Consider the following 21049-nt stretch of genomic DNA (forward strand, 5'->3'; position numbering starts at 1 on the left):
GTGCCGCGCCGCATCCTGGTCGCCGAGGCCTCCGCGCCGCTCCTCGCGCCGCTGCGCCGGCCGCTCCGCGCGGCCGGCGTGGAGCTGGACGCGATCTCGCCCGCGGCGGCGTCGGGGCGGCTCGGCCCGGCGTCGCACGTGGCCGCCATCGTGCCCGGCGGTGCGGGCGGCGCCGAGGCGGTGCGCGCGGTCCGGGCGGCCGATCCGCTGCTGCCGGTCATCGCGCTGTTCGCCGACGAGGCCGAGGCCGCCGCGGCGGCCCAGGGCGAGGCGCTCGGCGCCGACGGCGCGCTGGTCGCGCCGGTGGGGCCGGCGGCGGTGGTGGGGGCGTGCCGGCTGGCGGAGCGGCTCCGGGCGGCCACCGCCCGGGCGGTGGAGGCGGACGCGCGCCGCCTCGCGGCGGAGGCCCCGCGCCACGCGGCCGACCTCGAGTTCCTGAAGCGCCTCCTGCCGCTCGAGGTGAAGCGCTCGCGCCGGTACGGCTACCCGGTGTCGGTGGCGCTCGTGGCGGTGGACCGGTTCGCCGAGGTGGCCGGGCGGCTCGGCCCGCACGGCCGCGCCGCGCTCATGGCCGAGGTGCTCGGGCTGCTGGCCGCGTCGGTGCGCGACATCGACCTCGCGGCGCCGTTCACCGGCGAGCGGTTCGTGGTGCTCATGCCGCACACGCGCGCCGAGGGCGCGCTGCAGGTGGCCCGGCGGCTCTGCGCGCGCATCCGCGAGCGCGGCGCGGGCGAGGGGATCACCGTCAGCGCCGGCGTGGCCGGGCACGACGGCGACGGGACGGTGTCGTTCGGCGGGCTGGTGAAGCGCGCCGCCGAGGCGCTCACGCGGGCGCGCGCCGCGGGCGGCGACCGGGCCGAGCCGGCGGAGCCGCCGCGCCGCCGCGACCGCATCGTCTTGGGGTGACCGCATGCGCCGCTCCCTCGCCGCCGCCGCGCCCGCCCTCGTCGTCGCGACCGCGCTGGTCGCCGCGGGCGGGCTCGCCGCGTGCCGCCGCGCCGCCCCGGCGCTCCCCGAGGTCCGCCTGCACGCCTCGCCCGACCTGCCGGCCGAGGTGGTGCGCGACCTCGCCGCCCGCTTCGCGGTGGCGCGGGTGGTGCTCGTGCCCCGCGCCGAGGAGGCGGAGGTGGCCTGGGCCTCGGATCCCGCGGCCCTCCTCGCGCTCGCGCCCCGGCTCGTGCCCGGCAGCGCCGCGCCGGAGCCGGCCACGGCGCAGTTCGCCGACCCTCAGGGCCGCTTCGCCCCGGTGGCGGCGCGCGCGCGGGTGCTGCTCGTCGCGCGCGACGCGCGGCTCCCGGTGGACCCCACCAACCTGCGCGACCTCGCCGATCCGCGCCTGCGGGGCCGCGTCGCGCTCGCGCACCCGGCGCGCGGCGCCGGCCCGGCGACCTGCGCGGCCCTCTCGCTCGTGTACGGCGAGGCGAGCCTGGGGCGCTTCCTGCGGCTGGTCGCGGCGAACGCGCCGGTGGTGGTGGGCTCGGACGCGGAGGTGCGCGCGGCGGTGGCGGCGGGGCGCGCCGCGGTGGGCCTCGCGGGCTCGGTGGACGGCGCCGCCGGCGCGGCGAGCGCGGCCGCGCTGCGCGTCGTCTACCCGGACCAGGCCGGGCGCGGCGCGGTGGTGCTGCCCACGGCGGCGGCGGCGCTCGCGCCGGCGGCGGGCGGCGCACCCTCGCCCGCGGCGGTGCGGCTGGTGGCCTGGCTGGCCGGCGCGGACGCGGAGCGGATCCTGGTCGCGCGCGCGCCCGGGCTCCTGCCGCTGCGCCCGGAGGTCCCCGTGCCGGTCGGCGTCGAGCCCGCCGGCAACCTGCGCGCGCTCCCGCTCGACTGGGATGGGCTCGCCGCGGAGGCTGCCCGGCTCGCGCCGCTGCTCGAGCGCTGGCCGGACGCGTTCGCTGGCGCGGGGACCGGACGCGGGGCGGCGAGGGAAGCGGCGGCTCCCGAGGGACGGCCGGGGCGCCTCGAACACGCACCGTGAATGCGCTCGCCGCGTCTGCCCGGACCCACGGTCGCGGTCGCCCCCGGGTCGCCCGCACACCCTTCACCGAGCGGCTGCGGCGACGGTTCACGCCCCATTAGGGGTCTCGCGGTTCGGCCCTCCAGGGTTATCTCAGCCGCCCCGGGTGGGATGAAAGCGGGAAATCACCGCGGGGAACGCCTGCTTACCTAGCAGTCCCGTTTGGGGGCTAGAAACCATAGGGGGCGTTATTATCGTCGGGATCGCCAGCAACGGGCGACCAAGCAGGGGCGTGCGAAGGCCCCTCTGGCTCGGCCGACCGGGTGGATGCTGGGTGACAGGCCCCACAGCGGGCACTTCCGGGGAAGGAATCACGATGGCTCAGATCGATATCGAGATCCTCACGCCGTTCGCCGCCAAGTTCATGGAGGGCACCAGCCTCACGCCGGCCGAGCGCGCCGAGGTGCTCCGGATCGCGCAGGGGTTCGCGTGCAAGGACTCGGCGGCCGCGGCCGGCGTCTCGCCCGAGACGATCCGCGCGCGCCGCAAGCGCATCTACCGCAAGCTCGACGTCCCCGGCTCCGGCGAGCTGCTCGCGAGCCTGCTCTCGCTGTCGCTGAAGATGCTGGCGAAGGGCGAGCGGATCGAGCCGCGCCCGGTGGCGCCGGCGCAGCCGCAGCAGGCCGCCGCGACGACCAGCAGCGCCGTGATGGCGCGCTAGCCGCGGCGCTCCTGACCCGGACGTCTCCCGCGTCTGGCGGGCCGCCGCATCGTGGCGGCCCGCCGGGCGCGCCTCACGCCTCGACGACGGCCCGCCTCCGCGGCGCGGCCCCGCGAGCCCCCCTGCAGCGCTCACCCCGCCAGCCAGCGCGTCACGCGCGCGGCGACCTGCGCCGGCGTGAAGCCGTACTCCTCGGCGAGCGCCTTCTCCGGCGCGCTCGAGCCGAAGCGCTCGATCCCGAGCACCAGGCCGTCGCGGCCGGCGAGCTGCCACCACTCGGTGCCGCGCGCCGCCTCCACCACCGCCACCCGCTGGCCGGGCGGCACCACCTCGTCGCGCCAGGCCTTCGGCTGCGCGAGGAAGCACTCCAGGCACGGGATCGACGCGAGCCGGCCCACCACGCCCTGCTTCGCGAGCGCCTCGAGCGCGGCCTGCGCGAGCGGCACCTCCGAGCCGGTGGCGACGAGCGTGAACGTGGCGCCCGCGGGCGCGTCCACCAGGTAGCCGCCGCGGAGGATCGCCTCCGGATCGAGCGGCACCGAGCGCTTCACCGGCGCGAGCTTCTGGCGGGTGAGGACGAGCGCGGTGGGACCGTCGCGGCGCTGCAGCGCGTGCGCCCAGGCGGCGGCGGTCTCCTCCGGATCGGCCGGGCGGCAGACGTGCAGGTTCGGGATGGCCCGCAGCGCGGTGAGGTGCTCGATGGGCTGGTGCGTGGGGCCGTCCTCGCCCAGGAAGATCGAGTCGTGCGTCCACACGTAGACGGCCTGGAGCTTCGAGAGCGCGGCGAGCCGGACCGGCGGGCGCATGTAGTCGGCGAACTGCAGGAACGTGCCGACGAACGGGACGAACAGGCCGTCGTACGCGAGGCCGTTCGCGATCGCCCCCATGGCGTGCTCGCGGATGCCGAAGTGGAGGTTGCGGCCGGCGAAGCTGCCCGGCGCCACCGAGCCTGCGCCCTTGATCTCGGTGAGGTTCGACTCGGCCAGGTCGGCCGACCCGCCCACCAGGCAGGGCACGAGCGGCGCGATCTTCTGCAGGATGGCCTGCGAGACCTTGCGGGTCGCGTCGGGCGCGGGCAGCTCGGCGCGGGCGCGGTCGAGGATCCGCTCCGGCACCCAGCGCTCCACGTGCGCGTCGAGCAGCGCCGCCTGCTCCGGGTTGGCGGCGCGCCAGGCCTGCTCGGCCGCGCGCCAGGCCTGCTTCTGCGCGGCCTTCTCGGCGCGGACCTCGGCCCAGTAGGCGCGGACGTCGTCCGGGACGAGGAACCGCGGCTCGAGCGGCCAGCCCAGCGCCTTCTTGGTGGCCTCGAGCTCCGCCTCGCCCAGCGGCGCGCCGTGCACGCTCGACTTGCCGGCCTTCGCGGGGGAGCCGAAGCCGATGGTGGTGTGCACGCGGATGAGGCTGGGGCGGCCCAGCTCGGCCTTCGCCGCCTGGAGGGCGCGATCGATGCCGTCGTGGTCGCGGCCGTCCACCGACTGGACGTGCCAGCCGTAGGCCTCGAAGCGCCGGGTCACGTCCTCGCCGGAGAAGGTGATGCTGGTCTTGCCGTCGATGGTGATGCCGTTGTCGTCGTACAGGTAGACGAGCCGGCCGAGCTTGTGGTGGCCGGCGAAGCTGGCCGCCTCCGCCGAGACGCCCTCCATCAGGTCGCCGTCGGAGACGATCGCGTAGACGAACGCGTCCGAGACCGGGTTGCCGGGCCCGAGCTTCGCCGCGAGCATGGCGTGGCCGAGCGCGAAGCCCACGCCGTTCGCGAAGCCCTGGCCGAGCGGGCCGCTCGTGATCTCGACGCCGGGCAGGAAGCCGTACTCGGGGTGCCCGGGCGTGCGCGAGTGGAGCTGGCGGAAGTGCTTCAGGTCCTCGAGCGCGCAGTCGAAGCCCGCCAGGTGGAGCAGCGAGTACAGCAGCATCGAGCCGTGGCCGGCCGAGAGGAGGAACCGGTCGCGGCCCAGCCAGCGCGGCTCCGCGGGGTCGAAGCGCAGGTGGCGCGTCCAGAGGACGAAGGCCATGTCCGCGGCGCCCATGGGCATGCCGGGGTGGCCGCTGTTCGCCTGCTGCACGCCGTCGGCGGCGAGCATGCGGATGGTGTTCACGGCCTTCTCGACGAGCTCGGGGCGAGCGTTCGGCACGGGGACTCCTCGCGGGGGTGGGAAGAGGTGCGGAACATCGCCCACCGCACCGTCGAGATCAAGGGGGGCGTCAGCCCGAGCGCCGGCGACGTCAGCCCCGCCCGCCGCCGCCCCGCCCCCAGCGCGCCCCGAGGGCGCGGAGCACCCGGGCGCCCAGCTCGAGCGGTCCCGGCCCGCCGCCGAGCCCCTCCGCCTCGAGCCGCCGCCGCTCGCGCTCGCCCACCTCGCGCGCCAGGGCCTCGGCGAGCGCGCGGCGGGAGCCCGCCTCCCCGGCCTCCTCCCGGGCGAGCGCCTCCCGCCGGGCGGCCGCCGCGCGCGCCTCGACCTCGGCCTGGCGCGCCCGCTCCACCCGAAGCCGCTCGTCCGCGGCGCGCTGCTCCGGGGTGTCGAGCGCGGCGCCGCAGCCCGCGCACTCGACCGCGAGCGCGTGGCCGTCCATGCCGCAGCGCAGGCAGCGCGTGAACGGCAGGCGGTCGCCGGGGTCGAGGAGCTGGAGCGCCGGCTCGGGCTCGGCGCCGAAGCGCTCCAGCCGAGCCCCGGTCGCGGGCGTCTCCGCCGGCGCGACGCCGGGGCGCTGCACCGCGCCGAAGCGGGCGGCGCGGTCGGCGGTCCCGGGCGCCGGGTCGGGCGCGGGGGCGCCGTCGCGCGGGCGCTCGAGGTGGAGGAAGCGGCGGAGGCGGGAGGCCATGCGGGCGCGCTCCGGTCAGCCGGCGGTCGGCGCGGAGGCAGGGCGGGTGCGGGTGCGCGCCCACTCGCGCAGCCGCGCGATGTCCTCGCGCATCGTGGTCGAGAGCGGGAGCGACTCGCGCACGGCGCGCTCGACGTGGCCCTGCGCGAGGTCCACCCCCTCGGCGAACGCGTCGTACAGGCCGGAGACCACCGCCTGCTCGATCTCGGCGCCGCTGAAGCCCTCGCTCGCCGCGGCCAGCGCGTGGAGGTCGAAGCGCGCGGGGTCGCGGCGGCGCCGCGCCAGGTGGATCTGGAAGATCTCGCGCCGCTCCGGTGCGAGCGGCAGGTCGATGAAGAAGATCTCGTCGAAGCGCCCCTTGCGCAGGAGCTCGGGGGGCAGCTGCTCGATGCGGTTCGCGGTCGCGACCACGAACACGGGCGCGGTCTTCTCCTGCAGCCAGGTGAGCAGCGCGCCGAACACGCGCGCGGTGACGCCGCCGTCGCTCACCCCCGAGGACTGCGTCCCGGAGAGCCCCTTCTCGATCTCGTCCACCCACAGCACCACCGGCGCGACGCTCTCCGCGACACGGATGGCGCGGCGCAGGTTCTCCTCCGACGAGCCCACCAGCCCGCTGAAGATCCGGCCCATGTCGAGCCGGAGCAGCGGCAGCCGCCACTGCGCCGCGATCGCCTTGGCGGTGAGGCTCTTGCCGCAGCCCTGCACGCCGAGGAGCAGCAGGCCCTTCGGCTCGGGGAGCCCGAAGCGCCGCGCCGCCTCGGAGAACGCGGCGCCGCGGCGCCCGAGCCAGGCCTTCAGGCTCGCCATGCCGCCCACCCCTGCCAGCCGCGCGTCCGTCGCGAAGTACTCGAGCAGGCCGCTCTTGCGGATCACCTGCCGCTTCTCCTCCAGCACGAGCGGCACGTCGTCGCGCGAGAGCCGGCCGTCGGTGGCGATGGCCTTCGCGAACGCGCTCTCCGCCTCCGAGAGCGTGAGGCCGAGCGCGGCCTGGATGAGCTGGTCGGCGTCGTCCTGGTTCAGCTCGACCTGGGCGCGCCCGCTCTGGCGCACCACCCCGACGATCTCCTTCAGCAGGTCGAGCAGGTCGCGGTACCCGGGCAGCGGCACGTCGAGGACCGAGATCTCCTTCTCGATCTCGGGCGGGATGACGAGCGTGGGCGAGAGCAGCAGCACCGTGGTGTAGGTGGACTTCAGCGCGTGCCCGAGCTCGCGCAGCCCGCGCACCACCGCCGGATCCGCCAGGAACGGGTGGAAGTCCTTCAGCACCACCAGCGCCGGCTCGGCCAGCTTCTCGATGGCGGCGAGCGCCTCGAGCGGATCCTTCGCGCCCTCGGGCGCGGGGCCGCGGGTGCCGCCGAGCCGCCGGAAGCCCCGGGCGATGGACCAGCCGAGCAGCGCCTTCCCGTGGCGGTCGGCGAGCCCGTCGAGGATGGCCTCGAGGCGCTGCTCCTCGGAGGTGACGAGGTAGACGAGCGGGTAGCGGGCCCGCACCAGCGTGTCGAGCTCCTGCACGAAGGCGGGCTGGGGGCGCGGGGCGGCGCCGGAGGCGGACATGCGCGCGAGTGTAGCAGCCGCCGCGCGGCCGCGCGTCGCTCAGGGGGCCTCGAGCCAGGCCAGCGCGGCGGAGCCCGCGCCGAGGTCCACCGCGGCGATCGTCCCGGGCCGCACCTCCAGGCCGCGCCCGGCGGCGAGCGCCACCGCCTCGGCGACCTCCGGGTTGTGCCCCACCAGCGCCGCGCCGTCGCCGGCCGCGCGCGCGAGCGCCAGGAGCTCCGCGCCGCCGCACGCGCCGGCGGCGAGCCGCGGATCCACCTCCAGCGGCGCGCCGGTGGCCGCCGCGAGCAGCTCGGCGGTCTCGCGGGCGCGCGCGTAGGGCGAGGCGATCACGCCGCGGATCGCGAGCCGGCCGCGCAGCCGCGCCACCAGCGCCGCGAACCCGTCGCGCCCGTCGGGCGTCAGCCGGCGGTCCGCGTCGTCGCCGGCCCGTGCCTCCGCCTTGGCGTGGCGGACCAGGTAGACGCGGATGGGCGGCATGGGGGCTCCTGGATTCACTCCGAGGCGAGCAGCGCGACCGGGAAGTCCGCGAAGAGCTCGGCGAGCGCCGGCGCCTCCCCGCGGTGGACGGTGCCGGTTACCACGTCCACCCACCGGGCCGCGAGCCCGCCGAGGGGGAGCCGCCCCTCCCAGCGCGGCGCACCGCCGCCCTGATCCTGCAGCCGGACCACCAGGCGCGGCACCGCGCACGCCACCGCCCGGCCGCCGAGCGTGCGGGCGAAGGCGACCACGTGCCCGGCCTGCGGCCCCTCCGCAGCGAGCGGGCGGTGGTCGCCCTCGAGGAGCAGGGCGCGCTCGCGCCGGCGCAGCCGGAGCCCCTCCGCGAGCAGGAGCAGCTTCGCCTCGCCGCCGGCGAGGGCGTCGGGCGCCGAGAGGCGCCGCGCCAGCGCGCGGCGCGCCTCCGGCCCGCGGGCGAGCTCGGCCTGGATGGCCTCGAGCGCGCGCGCCCGGTGCGCCCAGTCCACCGGCCGCCGGTTGTCGGGATCCACGAGCGAGAGGTCCCACAGCTCGGTGCCCTGGTACACGTCGGGGATCCCGGGCGCGGCCAGCTTCAGCGCCACCTGCGCGAGCGAGGAGATCCGTCCGGCCCGCGCCGCGCGCTCGGCCAGCGCGCCGAGGTCGCGCAGAAACGTGCGGGAGGCCAGCGCGCCCGCCACGAAGGCGCGCACGCCGCCCTCGTAGTCCTCGTCCGGATGCGTCCAGCTGGTGTGGATCTTCGCCTCGCGGAGCGCCTTCTCCATGTAGGCCTGGATCCGCTCCACGTACTCGGCGTGCGCGGGCGTGCCCGGGGTGAGGCCGCCGTCGGGGAACGTGCCGAGGAGCGTCTGGTACAGCAGGTACTCGTCGCGCCGGTCCGGCGCGGTGCGGCCCTCGAGCCGGCGCACGTGGGCGCGGTTCACGCGGCCCCACCGCGAGACCGCGGCCCGCAGCTCGCCCGGGATCTCGGACAGCGCCGAGATGCGCGCCCGCACGTCCTCGCTGCGCTTGGTGTCGTGGGTGGAGCTGGCGGAGAGGGACCCGGGGAAGCGCGCGCGGCGCTCGGCCAGGAGCGCGTGCAGCGCGTCCGCCGACGTGCCGAACCGGCCCGGGTCCGAGCCCACCTCGTTCAGCGAGACGAGCCGGACGTAGCAGTAGAACGCGGTGTCCTCCACCGCCTTGGCCGTCACCGGCCCGGTGACCTGCTGCAGCTTCAGGGCGAACTCCAGCCAGGCGCCGCGCGCCGCCTCGGGCAGGCCGTCCGGGTAGCGCTGCAGGAACACGTCCCGGAGGAAGTCGTAGATCGACGGGTCGACCAGCGGGCTGCGCCGGCGGGCGCGCGCGATGGTGGCCTCCACGTAGGCCCGGTCGCGCGCGTCCACCTCGCCGCGGCGCGTGACGTAGGTGCGGTAGACCGGGAACAGCGCCACGTACTCGACCAGCGCGCGGGTGAGCTCGTTCAGGGTGAAGTCGCGGGTGCGCCGGTCGGTCTCGCTGATGCGCGAGAGCCGGTGCGCCAGCATGTTGATCTCGCTCGCCATCGACGACGACATCACCTGCCGCTTCTTCTCCTCCACCGTGCGACGGTAGTCCTGACGGCCGCCGGCCACGCGCGCGTAGAGCGCGTCCAGGGCGCGCTCCGCGGCGGGATCGACGAACAGCCCGTTCACCGCGGCCAGGAGCTCGTAGCCGGTGGTGCCGTCCACGTCCCAGCCCTCCGGCAGCCGCTCCCCCGCGGCCAGCACCTTCTCGGCCACCACGTAGAGCGGCCGCGCCGGGAGCCGCCCCGCCTCCAGCTCCGCGAAGAGCCGCTCCAGCAGGAGCGCCTCGGCGCCGTTCTCGAGCGCCGTCCCCCGCGCCTGGGCCAGGGCGCGGGCGCGCTCGGCGAGGTAGCACGCCTGCAGCCGCCGGAAGTAGGCGGCCGGCGCGTAGAGGCCGTCGGGGTGGTCGATGCGCAGGCCGGTGGCGGCGCCGTCTCGCAGCAGCGCCAGCACCCGCCGGTGCGCCTCGGCGAAGACCCGCGGCTCCTCCATGCGCAGCGCCGCGAGCGCGTTCACGTCGAAGAAGCGCCGGTAGTTGATCTCCTCGCCCGCCACCCGCCAGAACGCGAGGCGGTAGGCCTGCGCGTCGAGCAGCCGCTGCAGCAGGTCGAAGCTGCGCGGATCGCCGGGCGTGCCGTTGAACGCGGCCACGTTCTCGTCCACGAACGCCCGCACCGCCGGGCTCGCATCGCACAGCGCCGCGAGCCGGCGCTTCGCGACCTCCTTCTCCCTCGCGCGCTCCGCCACCGCCTCGGGCCGGGTCTCGCTGCGCGGCGCCAGCTTTTCGAGCGAGGCGCAGATCGACTCCAGCTCCTGGAGGCTCGGGTCCTCCGGGCCGAGCGCCTCGCGCAGCCGCTCGATGCCGTGGCGCAGCACGAGCGGCACCGAGCGCGGCGCCACCGGGAACACGTGGTCGAAGTAGCGGATGGCGAGCGCGCCGCCCTCGCGCGCCAGGCGCAGCTCGCCGCGCTCCAGCACCCGGCCGAACTGGTCGCCCAGCACCGGCACCAGCACCTTGTTCGCGAGCTCGGACTTGAGCGGCGTCCAGTCCACGTCGAACGCCGGGGCGTGCACCGAGGACGGGCCGTTCTCGAGCAGGTCCATCCACCAGGCGTTCCAGGGGCCGATGCCCATGTGGTTGGGCACGTAGTCGAGCAGGATGCCCATTCCGCGCGCGCGGCAGGCCGCGGCGAGCCGCGCGTAGCCCTCCTCCCCGCCCAGCTCCGGGTCGAGCCGGGCGTGGTCCACCACGTCGTATCCGTGCGTCGAGCCCGGCGCCGACGCGAGCACCGGCGACAGGTACAGGTCGGAGACGCCGAGCGCGTCGAGGTACGGCACCAGCGCGGCGGCGGCGTCGAACCCGAAGCCGGCGTGGAGCTGCAGCCGGTAGGTCGAGGCCGGCCGGGGCGTCACGCCCTCGCCGCGGGCCAGCGCCTCGGCGAGCGCACCCAGGAGCTCCTCGACCTTCGCCGCGTTCGCGCCGTTCTCCGCCGCCCCCAACCCGCCCCCCTTCGCCGCGCCCGGCGGCCCGCGCCGCCTAGCCCGGCGGCGCCCGCCCGGCCCGGACCGCGAGCTCGCGCAGCCGGGTCCGCGTCGCGGCGTCGGCCGCGAGCGCGCCCAGGTCCATCGGGATCCGGAACGTCCAGTTCTCGCCGGTGACCGTGCCGGGCACGTTCACGCGGTCGCGCATGCCGAGCGCGTCCTGGAACGGCACGAGCGCGAGGTCGGAGGCGGCGCCGTACACGAGCGCGAGCAGCGCGTCGCGCACGCCGTCGTCCCAGCGCTCGGGCGCCCGGGCGCGCAGCGGCTCGAGCGCCGGGAGCGCCAGGAGCTGCGCGCGCTCCTCCCTCGCGAGCCCCTCGTACCAGTCCGCCACCGACTCGCTGTCGTGCGTGCCGGTGGTCGCGACCGACACCGGCGGCCAGCGCGCCGGATCGCGGAACGCGTTCCCGCCCGCCTCCCAGTTCTTCTCCCAGCGCTGCACCCGGTAGCCGGGGATGCGCAGCCGCTCCAGCGACGCGCGCACGAAGTCGGGGACGACGCCGAGGTCCTCGGCCACCACCCGCGCCCCCTCGGAGAAGATGCCGAGCACGCGCTCGCCGTTCGCGATCTGCGCGCCCTCCTCGGAGGGCACGAACGCCGGCGGGGCGCCGTCGTTCGGGAAGTAGTAGGTCCGGTACAGGCCCACCACGTGGTCCACGCGGTAGAGGTCGAACAGGTCCGCCATCCGGCGCGCGCGCGCGGTGAGCCAGGGGTAGCCCTCGCGGTCCATCACGTCCCAGCGGTAGACCGGCAGGCCCCAGTCCTGCCCGGTGGCGCTGAACGCGTCGGGGGGCACGCCGACGCGCGCGTCGAGCCGGAAGTCGCCGCGGCGGGCCCACACGTCGGCGGAGTCCGGCGCGACCATGAACGGCAGGTCGCCGCCCAGCTCGACGCCGGCGCCGTTCGCGGCCGCGCGTGCGCGGCGCCACTGCTCCTCGGCCTGCCACTGCACCCAGGCCTGGAACAGGATCTCGCGGGCGTGCCGGGCGCGGGCGGTGGCGAGCGCGGCGGGATCGCGGTCGCGCAGCGGCGCCGGCCAGTCGGTCCAGGCGCGCCCGCCCGCCTCGTCGTGCAGCGCCACGAACAGCGCGTAGTCGTCGAGCCAGCCCGCCTCCTGGCGCGCGAACGCCTCCAGCGCCCGGGCGCGCTCGGTGCGGCGGTTCCACTCCTCGCGCTCGAAGCGGGCGAACGCGATCTCCAGCGCGCGGCGCTTCAGCCGGCGCACCTCGTCCCACTGCACCGCGGGGGCGGCGCGCACCGCGGCGAGCCGGGCGCGCTCGTCGGGCGAGAGCGCGTCGAGGCCGCCGGCGGCCTGGAAGTCGGGCAGCGCCGAGGGCGCGAGGTACACCGGGTCGAGCGCGAACGCGGAGATCGCGCCGTACGGGCTGTTCTGCCCGCGCGAGGCCTCGTTCACCGGCAGGAGCAGGGCCAGCGAGAAGCCCGCGTCCGCGCACCAGCGCGCGAACGGGACGAGGTCGGGGATCTCGCCCACGCCCCAGTCTGCCTGGGAGCGGAGCGAGAAGAGGGGGAGGAGGACGCCTGCCTGGCGGGCCATGGGTGGAGTAGTGTGGCGGTTGCCCCGCCCTCACAAGTTTTCGGCGCGCGGGGGCCAAGGGCAGCGGATATCATCGCAGCGCCCAACCGGCACCGCCCAACCGGCACCGCCCAACCGGCACCGACCTCCCGGGGCACCCGTGTCCAGCCGCGGCCGCTTCGCTCCCTCCCCCACCGGACCCCTGCACCTCGGCAACGCGCGCACCGCGCTCCTGTCGTGGCTCGCCGCGCGCACCGCCGGGGCGGCCTACGTCATGCGGGTGGAGGACCTGGACGGCCCGCGCGTGCGGCCCGGCCTGGAGGCGCGGATCCTGGAGGAGCTGCGCTGGCTCGGCCTGGACTGGGACGAGGGGCCGGACGTGGGCGGGCCGCTCGGTCCCTACCGCCAGTCGGAGCGCCTGCCGCGGTACGGCGCCGCGCTGGAGCGGCTCCGCGCCGCAGGGCTCGCCTACCCGTGCTTCTGCTCGCGCGCCGAGATCGCGGCGGCCTCGCAGGCGCCGCACGGCGCCTCGGACGAGGGGCCGCGGTACCCGGGCACCTGTCGCGAGCTCTCCCCCGCAGAGGTGGCCAGGCGCGCCGCGACGCGCCGGCCGGCCTGGCGGCTGCGCGTCGCGGCGGGCCCGGTCGCCTTCGAGGACGGCGTCCACGGCCCGGTGGCGCACGACGTCGCGGCGGAGGTGGGCGACTTCGTGATCGCGCGGGCCGACGGCGTGCCGGCGTACCAGCTCGCGGTGGTGGTCGACGACGCGGCCATGCAGGTGGGGGAGGTGGTCCGCGGCGACGACCTCCTGCCGTCCACCGCGCGCCAGCTCCTGCTGTACCGCGCGCTGGGCGTCGCCCCGCCGCGCTTCGCGCACGTGCCGCTCGTGGTCGGCCCCGACGGCGCGCGGCTCGCGAAGCGGCACGGCGCGCTCTCGCTGGGCGAGCTCCGGGCGCGCGGCGCGGACCCGCGCGCGGTGGTCGCGCTGCTCGCCGGGCTCTCCGGCCTGGCGGCCGCCGACCCGCACGCCGCGTGTACCCCTCGGGAGCTGGTCGGCCGCTTCTCGATGGCGCGGCTGCCGCGCGAACCCGCCGTCCTCTCCCCGGAACGGATCGCGGCGCTCCTCCCGTGATCGCGTACACTGCGCGCGTGCGCCTGCTCCGCTCTCCCACCGACCCGCGCTGGATCGACGTCGCGCTCGCGGAGCTGGATCGCACGCTGCAGGACCACGCGCACTGCGAGAAGAAGGCCGCGGCCAGCGCGCTCAAGCTGGTGGCGGACCACCCCGAGCGCGCCGGGATGGTGCGGGCGCTCGCGAAGCTCGCGCAGGAGGAGCTGCAGCACTTCCTGGGGGTGCTGGCCGAGCTGGGCCGGCGAGGCACGGCGCTGCCGCCCGACGACGGCGATCCGTACGCGCAGGCGCTGCTGCGCCACGTGCGCGGCGGGCCACGGCCCGAGGACCGGCTGGTGGACCGCCTGCTGGTCGCCGCGCTCATCGAGGCGCGCAGCTGCGAGCGCCTGTGGCTGCTCGCCGGCGCGCTGCCCGAGGCGCGGCTGCGGGAGCTCTACGCCCGGCTGGCGCAGTCGGAGGCCGGCCATGAGCGGCTGTTCGTGGACCTGGCGCGCGAGGTGGACGCCGCGGCGGACGCGCGGCTCGAGGTGCTCGCCGAGGAGGAGGCGCGGGTGGTGGCGGCCCTGCCGCTGCTGCCCCGCATCCACTGATGGCACCCGACGCGTCAGCGCCGCCCGCGGCCCCCGGCCCCGGTGACGCGCCGCGCCCCGGGCGCAGGGCGCCGTGGGGTGGCGTCGCCGCGGCCGCGGCGGTGCTCCTCCTCGGCGGCGCGGTGCTCCAGCAGCACGAGGTCGCAGAGGGGCGGGGCCGGCGGCGCGCGGTGCTCGAGCGCGCGGACCTCGCCGCGCGCGCCATCGAGGACGACCTGTCGCGCAGCCTCGCCGCGGCCCACGCGCTCGCCGCGCTGGTGCGCCACGCCGACGTCGACCGGTTCGAGCAGATCGCCGACGAGCTGCTCTCGCACTACGGCGGCATCAGCAGCCTGCAGCTCGCGCCCGGCGGCGTGCTCACCCGCATCCACCCGCTCGCCGGAAACGAGGCGGCGCTGGGCCTCGACCTGCTCGCGGATCCCGAGCATCGCGACTCGGCCGAGCGCACGCTGGAGTCGCGCCAGCTCACCGCCGAGGGGCCGTTCGAGCTGCGCCAGGGTGGGCAGGGGGTGGTGGGGCGGATCGCGGTGTTCCGCACCGCGCCCGGCGGCGGCGAGGCGTTCTGGGGCTTCGTGGCGGTGGCGGTGCGGCTGCCCGAGGTGGTGAGCCGGACGCGGGTGGCGGCCCTGTCGGCGGGCGGGCTCGACTGGGCGCTCCGGCGCGACGGCGCCGCGCGGCCGTTCGCGTCCTCGGGCGGCGCGCTCCCGCGCGACGCGGTCGCGGTCAAGGTCCGGCTGCCGGGCGAGGCCTGGGAGCTGGACGTGGCGCCGCGCGAGGGCTGGGTGCGCTGGGGCGGGCTGGTCATGCCGGCGGCGCTGCTCCTGCTGGTGGCGGCGGCGAGCGGGCTGCTCGCGCACCGGCTCCTGCGGCTGCCGGAGGAGCTCCGGCGCGCGGTGGACGAGCGGACCGCGGCGCTGGCGCTCGCGAACCGGCGGCTCGCGGCCGAGCTGGTGGAGCGGCAGCGCGCCGAGGAGGCGCGGCAGGCGGCGGAGGCGCAGGCGCGGCACGGGCAGAAGATGGAGGCGGTGGGGCTGCTCGCCGGCGGGATCGCGCACGACTTCAACAACCTGCTCACCGGGATCCTCGGCTACGCCGAGCTGCTGGGCGAGGCCGGCACCGCCGCGGACGAGGCGGCCGCCGGGATCCGCCAGGCCGCGCGCCGGGGCGCCGCGCTGACCCGGCAGCTGCTCGGGTTCGCGCGCCGGGGCAAGTACCAGCAGGTGCCGGTGAACGTCCACGCGCTGGTGCGCGAGGTGTCCGCGCTGCTCGAGCGCACGCTCGACAAGCGCATCGCCATCCGGCACCGGCTCGCCGCCGGCAGCGCGGTGGTGCGCGGCGACCCCGACCAGCTCCAGCAGGTCGTGCTCAACCTGGCGGTGAACGCGCGGGACGCGATGCCCTCCGGCGGCACGCTGACGTTCGAGGTCGCCGAGGTGGAGCTCGACGCGGAGGGCACGCGCGCACGGCCCGGCCTCGCGCCCGGCCCGCACGTGGCGGTCACGGTGGCGGACACCGGCGTGGGCATCCCCGCGGTGGTGCGCGACCGCGTCTTCGATCCGTTCTTCACCACCAAGCCCGCCGGGCAAGGCACGGGGATGGGCCTCGCCATGGTGTACGGCATCGTCCAGAACCACGGCGGCTGGGTCGGGTTCGAGAGCGAGGAGGGGAAGGGGGCGCGGTTCACCGTGCTCCTGCCCGAGGCGCCGGCGCCCGAGCGCGACGAGGCGGTGCCGGCGGGCGCGCCCGAGCACGGCGCCGGGCGCGTCCTGGTGGCGGACGACGAGCGCGGCGTGCGGGAGACCACCGCGCGGCTCCTGCGCCGCCTCGGCTACGACGCGCTCCCCGCCGCCTCGATGGAGGAGGCGCTCGAGGTGCAGGGGCGCGGCGCGCTCGACCTCGCGCTGGTGGATCTCGCCATGCCGGCCGGCGACGGCCCCGAGACGCTGCGCGCCCTGCGCCGCGCCCAGCCCGAGCTCCCCGCCGTGCTCATGACCGGCTACGGGCTCGACGCGCGGGTGCGCGAGGCGCTCGAGGGCGGGTTCCGCGGAATCCTGCACAAGCCGTTCAGCCTGGAGGAGCTCGCCGCCGAGGTGGCGCGCGCCGTTCGTCGGCGCGGCGCCTGATGCCGGCCCGCGGGGGCACGCCGGCGGCGACCCCCGAAGCGAGCGTCGCCGGGCGGGCATCCCAGGAGCGGCGGCTGCGCTGCGGTCCGCCGTCCGTCCGGCGGACGCCGATCTGCGGGCATTCCGGCGCGAGCGGTCGCGGAACGAACGTTTCGCCCCCTCCGCTCCCCCGCCCGCGAAAATTACTCTGGGTCGGGGACGGGGGTGCCGTCGGGGTCCACCACCACCGGCCGCGGGACCCCGGCCTTCTCGAGCTGGGGCAGCACGGCCTTCCGGTCGCCGACCAGGACGACCGTGAGCCCGCCGAAGGCGTACGGCCCTGTCCTCGCCTCGGCGGCGGCGCGGGCGGGCTCGACCGAGGCGAGCGCCTCGGCCTCGCGCCGGAGCGCGTCGGGCGGGCGGCCCTCCAGGACCGCCGCGGCGAGCGCGTCGGCGAGCCCGGCGGTGGTCTGGATCTCCTCCACCGTCCGGTGCCGCGCCGTCTCGCGTGCCTTCGCGGTCTCGGCCGCGTCCACGCCCGCGGCGGCGAGCCCGTCCAGCTCGCGCCGCAGCTCCACGAGCGCCGCGCCCGTCACCTCGGTCTGCACCGCCGCGCCGGCGGTGAACAGCCCCTGCCCGCCCTCGGTCTCGAACGCGCTCCGCGCGCCGTAGGTGTAGCCGTGCTTCTCGCGCAGGTTCTGGTTCAGGCGCGAGGTGAAGCTCCCGCCGAGCACCACGTTCACGAGCTCGCGGAGCGCGCGCGCCGGCTCGGCCGCGGGGGCCACCGGGCGCGCCAGGAGGATGCGGGTCTGCGGGGCGCCGGGTCGATCCACCAGCAGGACGCGCCCGCCCGGCGAGGTGGTCAGCGGGGCCGGCGCCGCCGCGGGCGCCGGGCCGGTGCCGCGCCAGGCGCCGAGCCGCGGCGCGAGCAGGCGCCGGAGCGCCGCCGGATCGACGTCGCCCGCCACCACCAGCGTCGCGCCGCGCGGGTCGAGCAGCCGCGGCGCGAGCCGGCGCACGTCGTCGAGCGTGACGGTGCGCACCGTGGCGGCCCAGCCGTCCACCGGCCGGCCGCGCGGGTCGCCCCTGCCGAAGATCGCCGCCGCGGCCACCACCGGCGCCACCTTGCGCGGGTCGTCGGGCCGGGCCTCCAGGCGCGCCAGCGCCAGCGCCGCCTCGCGCTCGAAGTCGGCGCGCGCCAGGTTCGGGCGGAGCACCGCGTCCGCGAACAGGTCGAGCGCGGGGGCGAGGTGGGCGGAGAGCCCGCTCACCGACACCTGGAGCGAGGCGGGGCGCGCCTCGGCCTCGACGCTCGCGCCGAGCGCGCGGATGGCGTCGGCGTACTCCGCGGCGCTGCGCCCGCCCGCGCCGGACGTGAGCAGCTCGGCGAGGATGGGCGCGAGCCCGGCCTTCTCGGCCGGGACCGCGGCGGCGCCGCCGGGCAGGACCAGGTGCGCCGCGAACAGCCCGGTGCCCGGGCGCGGCGCGACCCGCACCTCGAGGCCGTTCGCGAGCCGGAACACCTCCGGCGCGGGCGGATCGAACGGGCGGGCGGCGAGCGGCGGCGGCGGGGCGTCGGGGATCTCCGCCTTCGCGGAGCCGGCGCGGGCGGGGAGGACGCGCAGGTCGAGCCGGCCCTCGCCCAGGCCGCGGGCGGCCACGCGCAGGCCGGCGGCGGTGGCGGAGGTGATGCGGGCGAGGTCGCGGGCGAAGCCGTCCGGCTCGCCGTAGTAGGCGAGGTACTCGTTCAGCTTGTCGGCGCGGTGCACGAGGTGCTCTCGCTCCTCGCGCCGGCGGCGCTCCGCCTGCGCGCGCACGCGGGCGAGCTCGCGCGCCTCGGGCCCCTTCGCCTGCAGCGCCGCGAGCACCGCCAGCGCCTCGCGCTTCACCCGCTCCAGGTCGGCGCCGGGCGTGCCGGTCACCTCCACGCGGAACAGCGAGCCGAGCCGCCCGGGGTCGAGGTACGCGGTCACCGACTCGGCGAGCCGCAGCTCCTGCACGAGCCGACGGTCGAGGCGCGACGACGGCCCCTCCGCCAGCACGTCGGCGAGGAGCTCCAGCTCCGCCGAGCCCTCGGCGTAGGCGGCGGGCGCGTGCCACGCGAGGATGAGCTTCGGCAGCTCCACCCGGTCGGACAGGATCCGGCGCACCTCGCGCTCGAGCCGCACCGGCGCCGCGCGCGCGGGCGCGGGCGGCGCGCGCAGCGGGACGGCGCCGAACAGCTGCTCCACGAGCGGGCGCACCTCGTCCGGCCGGAAGTCGCCCGCCACCACCAGCGTCGCGTTCGCGGGCACGTACCAGGTCCGGAAGAAGCCCTTCACGTCCTCGAGCGTGGCCGCCTCGAGGTCCGCGTGGCTGCCGATCACCGGGTGGTGGTACGGGTGGCCCTCCGGGTACATGACCTCGGGGACGACCAGCTCGGCGGCGCCGTAGGGCGTGTTCTCGTAGCTCTGCCGCCGCTCGTTGCGCACCACCCCGCGCTGCAGGTCGAGCTTCTCCTGGGTCATCGCGTCGGCGAGCGCCTGCAGCCGGTCCGCGTCCAGCCAGAGCAGCGTGGGGAGGAGCTGCGAGGGCCCGACGCTGTAGTAGTTGGTCCGGTCCGACGAGGTGGACGCGTTGTTGGAGCCGCCCCCCGACTCCATGATCACGTCGAAGCGGTTCCCGGGGACGCGGTTCGTCCCCATGAACATGAGGTGCTCGAACAGGTGCGCGAACCCGGTGCGCCCGGGCGCCTCGTCCTTCGAGCCCACCTGGAACCAGGTGTCCACCGCCACCTGCGGCAGCCGGTGGTCGGGCGCGAGCACCACGGTCAGGCCGTTCGGCAGCGAGAAGCTGGTGAGCTCGAGCGGCGGCGCGGCGGGGGCGGCGGCGAGGGCGAGGGCGGCGAGCGGGACGAGCGGGACGAGCGGCGCGAGCATGCGGGTTCCTCCGGAGCGGGCAGGAAAGCACGCCTGCGGCACGGCGTCACGCAGCGCGAACGGCCGCGCCGGGGTGGTAGAACGGGGCCGTGCGCCAGAAGCTCGCGCTCCTCGCCGCGCTCGCCGTCGGGGTGATCCTCCTCGCCGCGGCGGCGCTGTTCGCGCTGGCCCGGAGCCTCGCGCCGTGAGGGCGGTCCGCCTCCAGGACCTGACCCGGGTCGGCCTCTGGATCGCGCTCTACGTGCTGCTCGCGCTGTACCCGCTGCTCTGGCTCGCCGCGGTGCCGGCGCCCGGCGGCGGCGGCGATCTCCGGCAGGAGCTCGCCGCGGCGCTCGGGTACCTCGGCCTGTCCATCATGGCGATGCAGTTCCTGCTCACGGCGCGCTTCCAGTGGCTGGCGCCGCCGTTCGGGACCGACGTCGTCTACGCGTTCCACCGCCACGTGACCGCGGTCGCGCTCCTGTTCCTGCTGCTCCACCCGCTCGTCCTGCTCGGGCCGGGGCTGGGCGGCATGGCGGAGTGGCTCGTGCCCTGGCGCGCCCCGGGCCCGGTCGCCGCCGGGGTCTGGTCGCTGTACGCGCTCCTCGTCCTCGCGGTGACGTCCTACGGCCGGCGGCGCCTGCGCCTGCCGTACGAGGCCTGGCGCGCGCTGCACGGCGTCGCCGCGACGGCGGCGGTGCTGCTCGGCCTGTGGCACGCGGCCGCGGCCCGGCGGCTCCTCGCCGGCCCCGTCACCCGGGTGATGTGGATCGCCTGGACGCTGGCCTGGGTGGCGCTGCTGCTGCGCGTGCGGATCGCGAAGCCGCTCGCGCTCCGCGCCCGGCCCTACCGCGTCCGCGAGGTCCGGCCCGAGCGCGGCGACGCCGTGACGCTGGTGCTCGATCCCGAGGGCCACGAGGGCTTCCGCTTCCGCGCCGGCCAGTTCGCCTGGCTCACGCTGGGCGCCTCGCCGTTCGCGGCGCGCGAGCACCCGTTCTCGATCTCCGGCAGCTCGCAGCGCGCGCCGAGGGTGGAGCTCACCGTGAAGGCGCTCGGCGACTTCACCCGGCGCGTCCAGGCCACGCGGCCCGGCGCGCGCGCCTGGGTGGACGGGCCCTACGGCACGATGAGCGTGGACGCGTTCCCGGACGCGGACGGGTACCTGTTCGTCGCGGGCGGAATCGGCATCGCGCCCTGCCTGTCGATGCTGCGCACGCTCGCGGATCGCGGCGATCGCCGCCCGCACCAGCTCGTGTTCGGCACCGGCCGCTGGGAGCGGACCCCGTTTCGCGAGGCGCTCGCCGAGCTCGCCACCCGGCTCGACCTCACCGTGGTGCACGTGCTCGAGCACCCGCCGGATGGCTGGACGGGCGAGGTGGGCGTGGTGGGCGAGGACGTGCTGCGCCGCCACCTGCCGCGCGGGCACCGCGGCTGCCTCGTGTGCGGGCCGCCGGCGATGATGGACGCGGTGGAGACGGCGCTGGTGCGGCTCGGCGTCCCGCTCCGCGACATCCACTCCGAGCGGTTCGACCTGGTGTGACGCAGGGTGATGAAGGGCCCGCCGCCCGGGGGGGACGGACGGCGGCGGGCCCACGGCCAGGCGATCCGCCCGGCGACCGCGACGGCGACTGCGACTACTCGACCACCAGGTTGCCGGCGATCATGTCCATGCCGCACGCGAACCGGTACGTGCCCGGCGCCTTCGGCTTCACCGTCACCGTCACCGCCTGGTCGAGCGGCAGCGGCTGGTTCACGCCGAAGTCCTTCATCACGATCTCGGTGGCGCAGGTGCGCTGCACCTTGCGCGTCACCACCAGCTTCACGGTCTCGCCGGTCTTGGCCTTCACCTCGGCGGGCGTGAAGCCGTCGGACGTCACCGTGACCGGGATGGTCCGGACGCCCTTCTTCACCGCGCCCGCGACGGCGGTGGCCGCGGCCGGCACCGCCTTCGCGCCGTGCTCGGCGTGCGCCTTGTGGGCCGGGCAGTTCTCGCACCCGCCCTCCTCGCCGGCGGAGGCGAGCGCGGGGGCGGCGAGGGCGAGCAGGGCGGCGGGGGCGAGCTTCCACAGGTTCATGCGGTTCTCCTGACAGGGTTCGGCCGATCACCACAGCATGGGGCGTGCCGGCCCGCGAACGCGGCGAAGTGCCCGGGATCCGACGGTGGTGGCCGGGCGCGAGGTGCCGCCGT

Annotated in this window: 15 protein-coding genes; 7 read left to right on the plus strand and 8 right to left on the minus strand. The window is 77.3% G+C overall.

The genetic code is table 11. The features are described from left to right. The 3 genes from A2CP1_RS01530 to A2CP1_RS01540 all read left to right on the plus strand — a co-directional run bounded on the left by A2CP1_RS01530 (position 1) and on the right by A2CP1_RS01540 (position 2675). The gene (locus tag A2CP1_RS01530; RefSeq protein WP_012631723.1) at positions 1-906 is read left to right on the plus strand and encodes a GGDEF domain-containing protein; all 906 of its coding nucleotides are present in this window, start codon (positions 1-3) and stop codon (positions 904-906) included. Positions 907-910: 4 nt separating this feature from the next. Next, a complete protein-coding gene (locus A2CP1_RS01535) occupies positions 911-1975 on the plus strand; it encodes an ABC transporter substrate-binding protein (protein ID WP_012631724.1) in 1065 nt (354 codons plus the stop codon). A gap of 355 nt (positions 1976-2330) precedes the next feature. Continuing rightward, entirely contained in the window at positions 2331-2675 is a 345-nt protein-coding gene (locus A2CP1_RS01540) for a LuxR C-terminal-related transcriptional regulator (RefSeq protein ID WP_012631725.1), read from the plus strand. A 131-nt stretch (positions 2676-2806) separates the two neighbouring features. On the opposite strand, the gene tkt is transcribed toward A2CP1_RS01540, so the two are convergent. The 6 genes from tkt to A2CP1_RS01570 all read right to left on the minus strand — a co-directional run bounded on the left by tkt (position 2807) and on the right by A2CP1_RS01570 (position 12161). Further along, complete coding sequence (gene tkt, locus A2CP1_RS01545; protein WP_012631726.1) at positions 2807-4804, minus strand: transketolase; 1998 nt, start codon at positions 4802-4804, stop codon at positions 2807-2809. Between the two features lie 91 nt (positions 4805-4895). After that, a complete protein-coding gene (locus tag A2CP1_RS01550) occupies positions 4896-5492 on the minus strand; it encodes a hypothetical protein (protein WP_012631727.1) in 597 nt (198 codons plus the stop codon). A gap of 15 nt (positions 5493-5507) precedes the next feature. Continuing rightward, complete coding sequence (locus A2CP1_RS01555; RefSeq protein ID WP_012631728.1) at positions 5508-7046, minus strand: AAA family ATPase; 1539 nt, start codon at positions 7044-7046, stop codon at positions 5508-5510. A gap of 39 nt (positions 7047-7085) precedes the next feature. After that, positions 7086-7526 (minus strand): SixA phosphatase family protein, encoded by a 441-nt coding sequence (locus A2CP1_RS01560; protein WP_012631729.1) that lies wholly within the window; start codon positions 7524-7526, stop codon positions 7086-7088. Between the two features lie 14 nt (positions 7527-7540). Further along, positions 7541-10564 (minus strand): malto-oligosyltrehalose synthase, encoded by a 3024-nt coding sequence (locus tag A2CP1_RS01565; protein ID WP_012631730.1) that lies wholly within the window; start codon positions 10562-10564, stop codon positions 7541-7543. 37 nt (positions 10565-10601) lie between these two features. After that, positions 10602-12161 (minus strand): 4-alpha-glucanotransferase, encoded by a 1560-nt coding sequence (locus A2CP1_RS01570; protein WP_012631731.1) that lies wholly within the window; start codon positions 12159-12161, stop codon positions 10602-10604. 139 nt (positions 12162-12300) lie between these two features. On the opposite strand from A2CP1_RS01570, the gene gluQRS reads away from it, so the two are divergent. From gluQRS to A2CP1_RS01585, 3 genes are read left to right on the plus strand one after another with little or no spacing between them, the layout of a single operon-like run. Further along, positions 12301-13272, plus strand: coding sequence for a tRNA glutamyl-Q(34) synthetase GluQRS (gene gluQRS, locus A2CP1_RS01575; protein WP_012631732.1), 972 nt, complete (start codon positions 12301-12303; stop codon positions 13270-13272). Then, positions 13269-13862: a MiaE family protein gene (locus A2CP1_RS01580; protein ID WP_012631733.1), complete on the plus strand. Its 594-nt coding sequence runs from the start codon at positions 13269-13271 to the stop codon at positions 13860-13862. Before gluQRS ends, A2CP1_RS01580 begins: the two co-directional genes overlap by 4 nt. After that, on the plus strand, positions 13862-15985 hold the full coding sequence (locus tag A2CP1_RS01585; RefSeq protein WP_012631734.1) for an ATP-binding protein: 2124 nt from the start codon (positions 13862-13864) through the stop codon (positions 15983-15985). Before A2CP1_RS01580 ends, A2CP1_RS01585 begins: the two co-directional genes overlap by 1 nt. A gap of 182 nt (positions 15986-16167) precedes the next feature. On the opposite strand, the gene A2CP1_RS01590 is transcribed toward A2CP1_RS01585, so the two are convergent. Next, positions 16168-18882 carry a M16 family metallopeptidase gene (locus tag A2CP1_RS01590; protein WP_012631735.1) on the minus strand — a complete coding sequence of 905 codons (2715 nt, stop codon included), beginning with the start codon at positions 18880-18882 and terminating at the stop codon, positions 16168-16170. A 184-nt stretch (positions 18883-19066) separates the two neighbouring features. Between A2CP1_RS01590 and A2CP1_RS01595 the strand changes: the two genes are divergently transcribed. Continuing rightward, positions 19067-20401, plus strand: a complete 1335-nt coding sequence (locus tag A2CP1_RS01595) for a ferredoxin reductase family protein (RefSeq protein WP_012631736.1) — start codon at positions 19067-19069, stop codon at positions 20399-20401. Positions 20402-20495: 94 nt separating this feature from the next. Here the strand turns inward: A2CP1_RS01595 and A2CP1_RS01600 are convergent, their stop codons facing one another. Next, complete coding sequence (locus A2CP1_RS01600) at positions 20496-20936, minus strand: cupredoxin domain-containing protein (RefSeq protein WP_012631737.1); 441 nt, start codon at positions 20934-20936, stop codon at positions 20496-20498. Positions 20937-21049: the final 113 nt, after the last annotated feature.

It is taken from the genome of Anaeromyxobacter dehalogenans 2CP-1 (genome assembly GCF_000022145.1).
In the GTDB taxonomy this organism is placed as follows: Bacteria; Myxococcota; Myxococcia; order Myxococcales; family Anaeromyxobacteraceae; genus Anaeromyxobacter; species Anaeromyxobacter dehalogenans.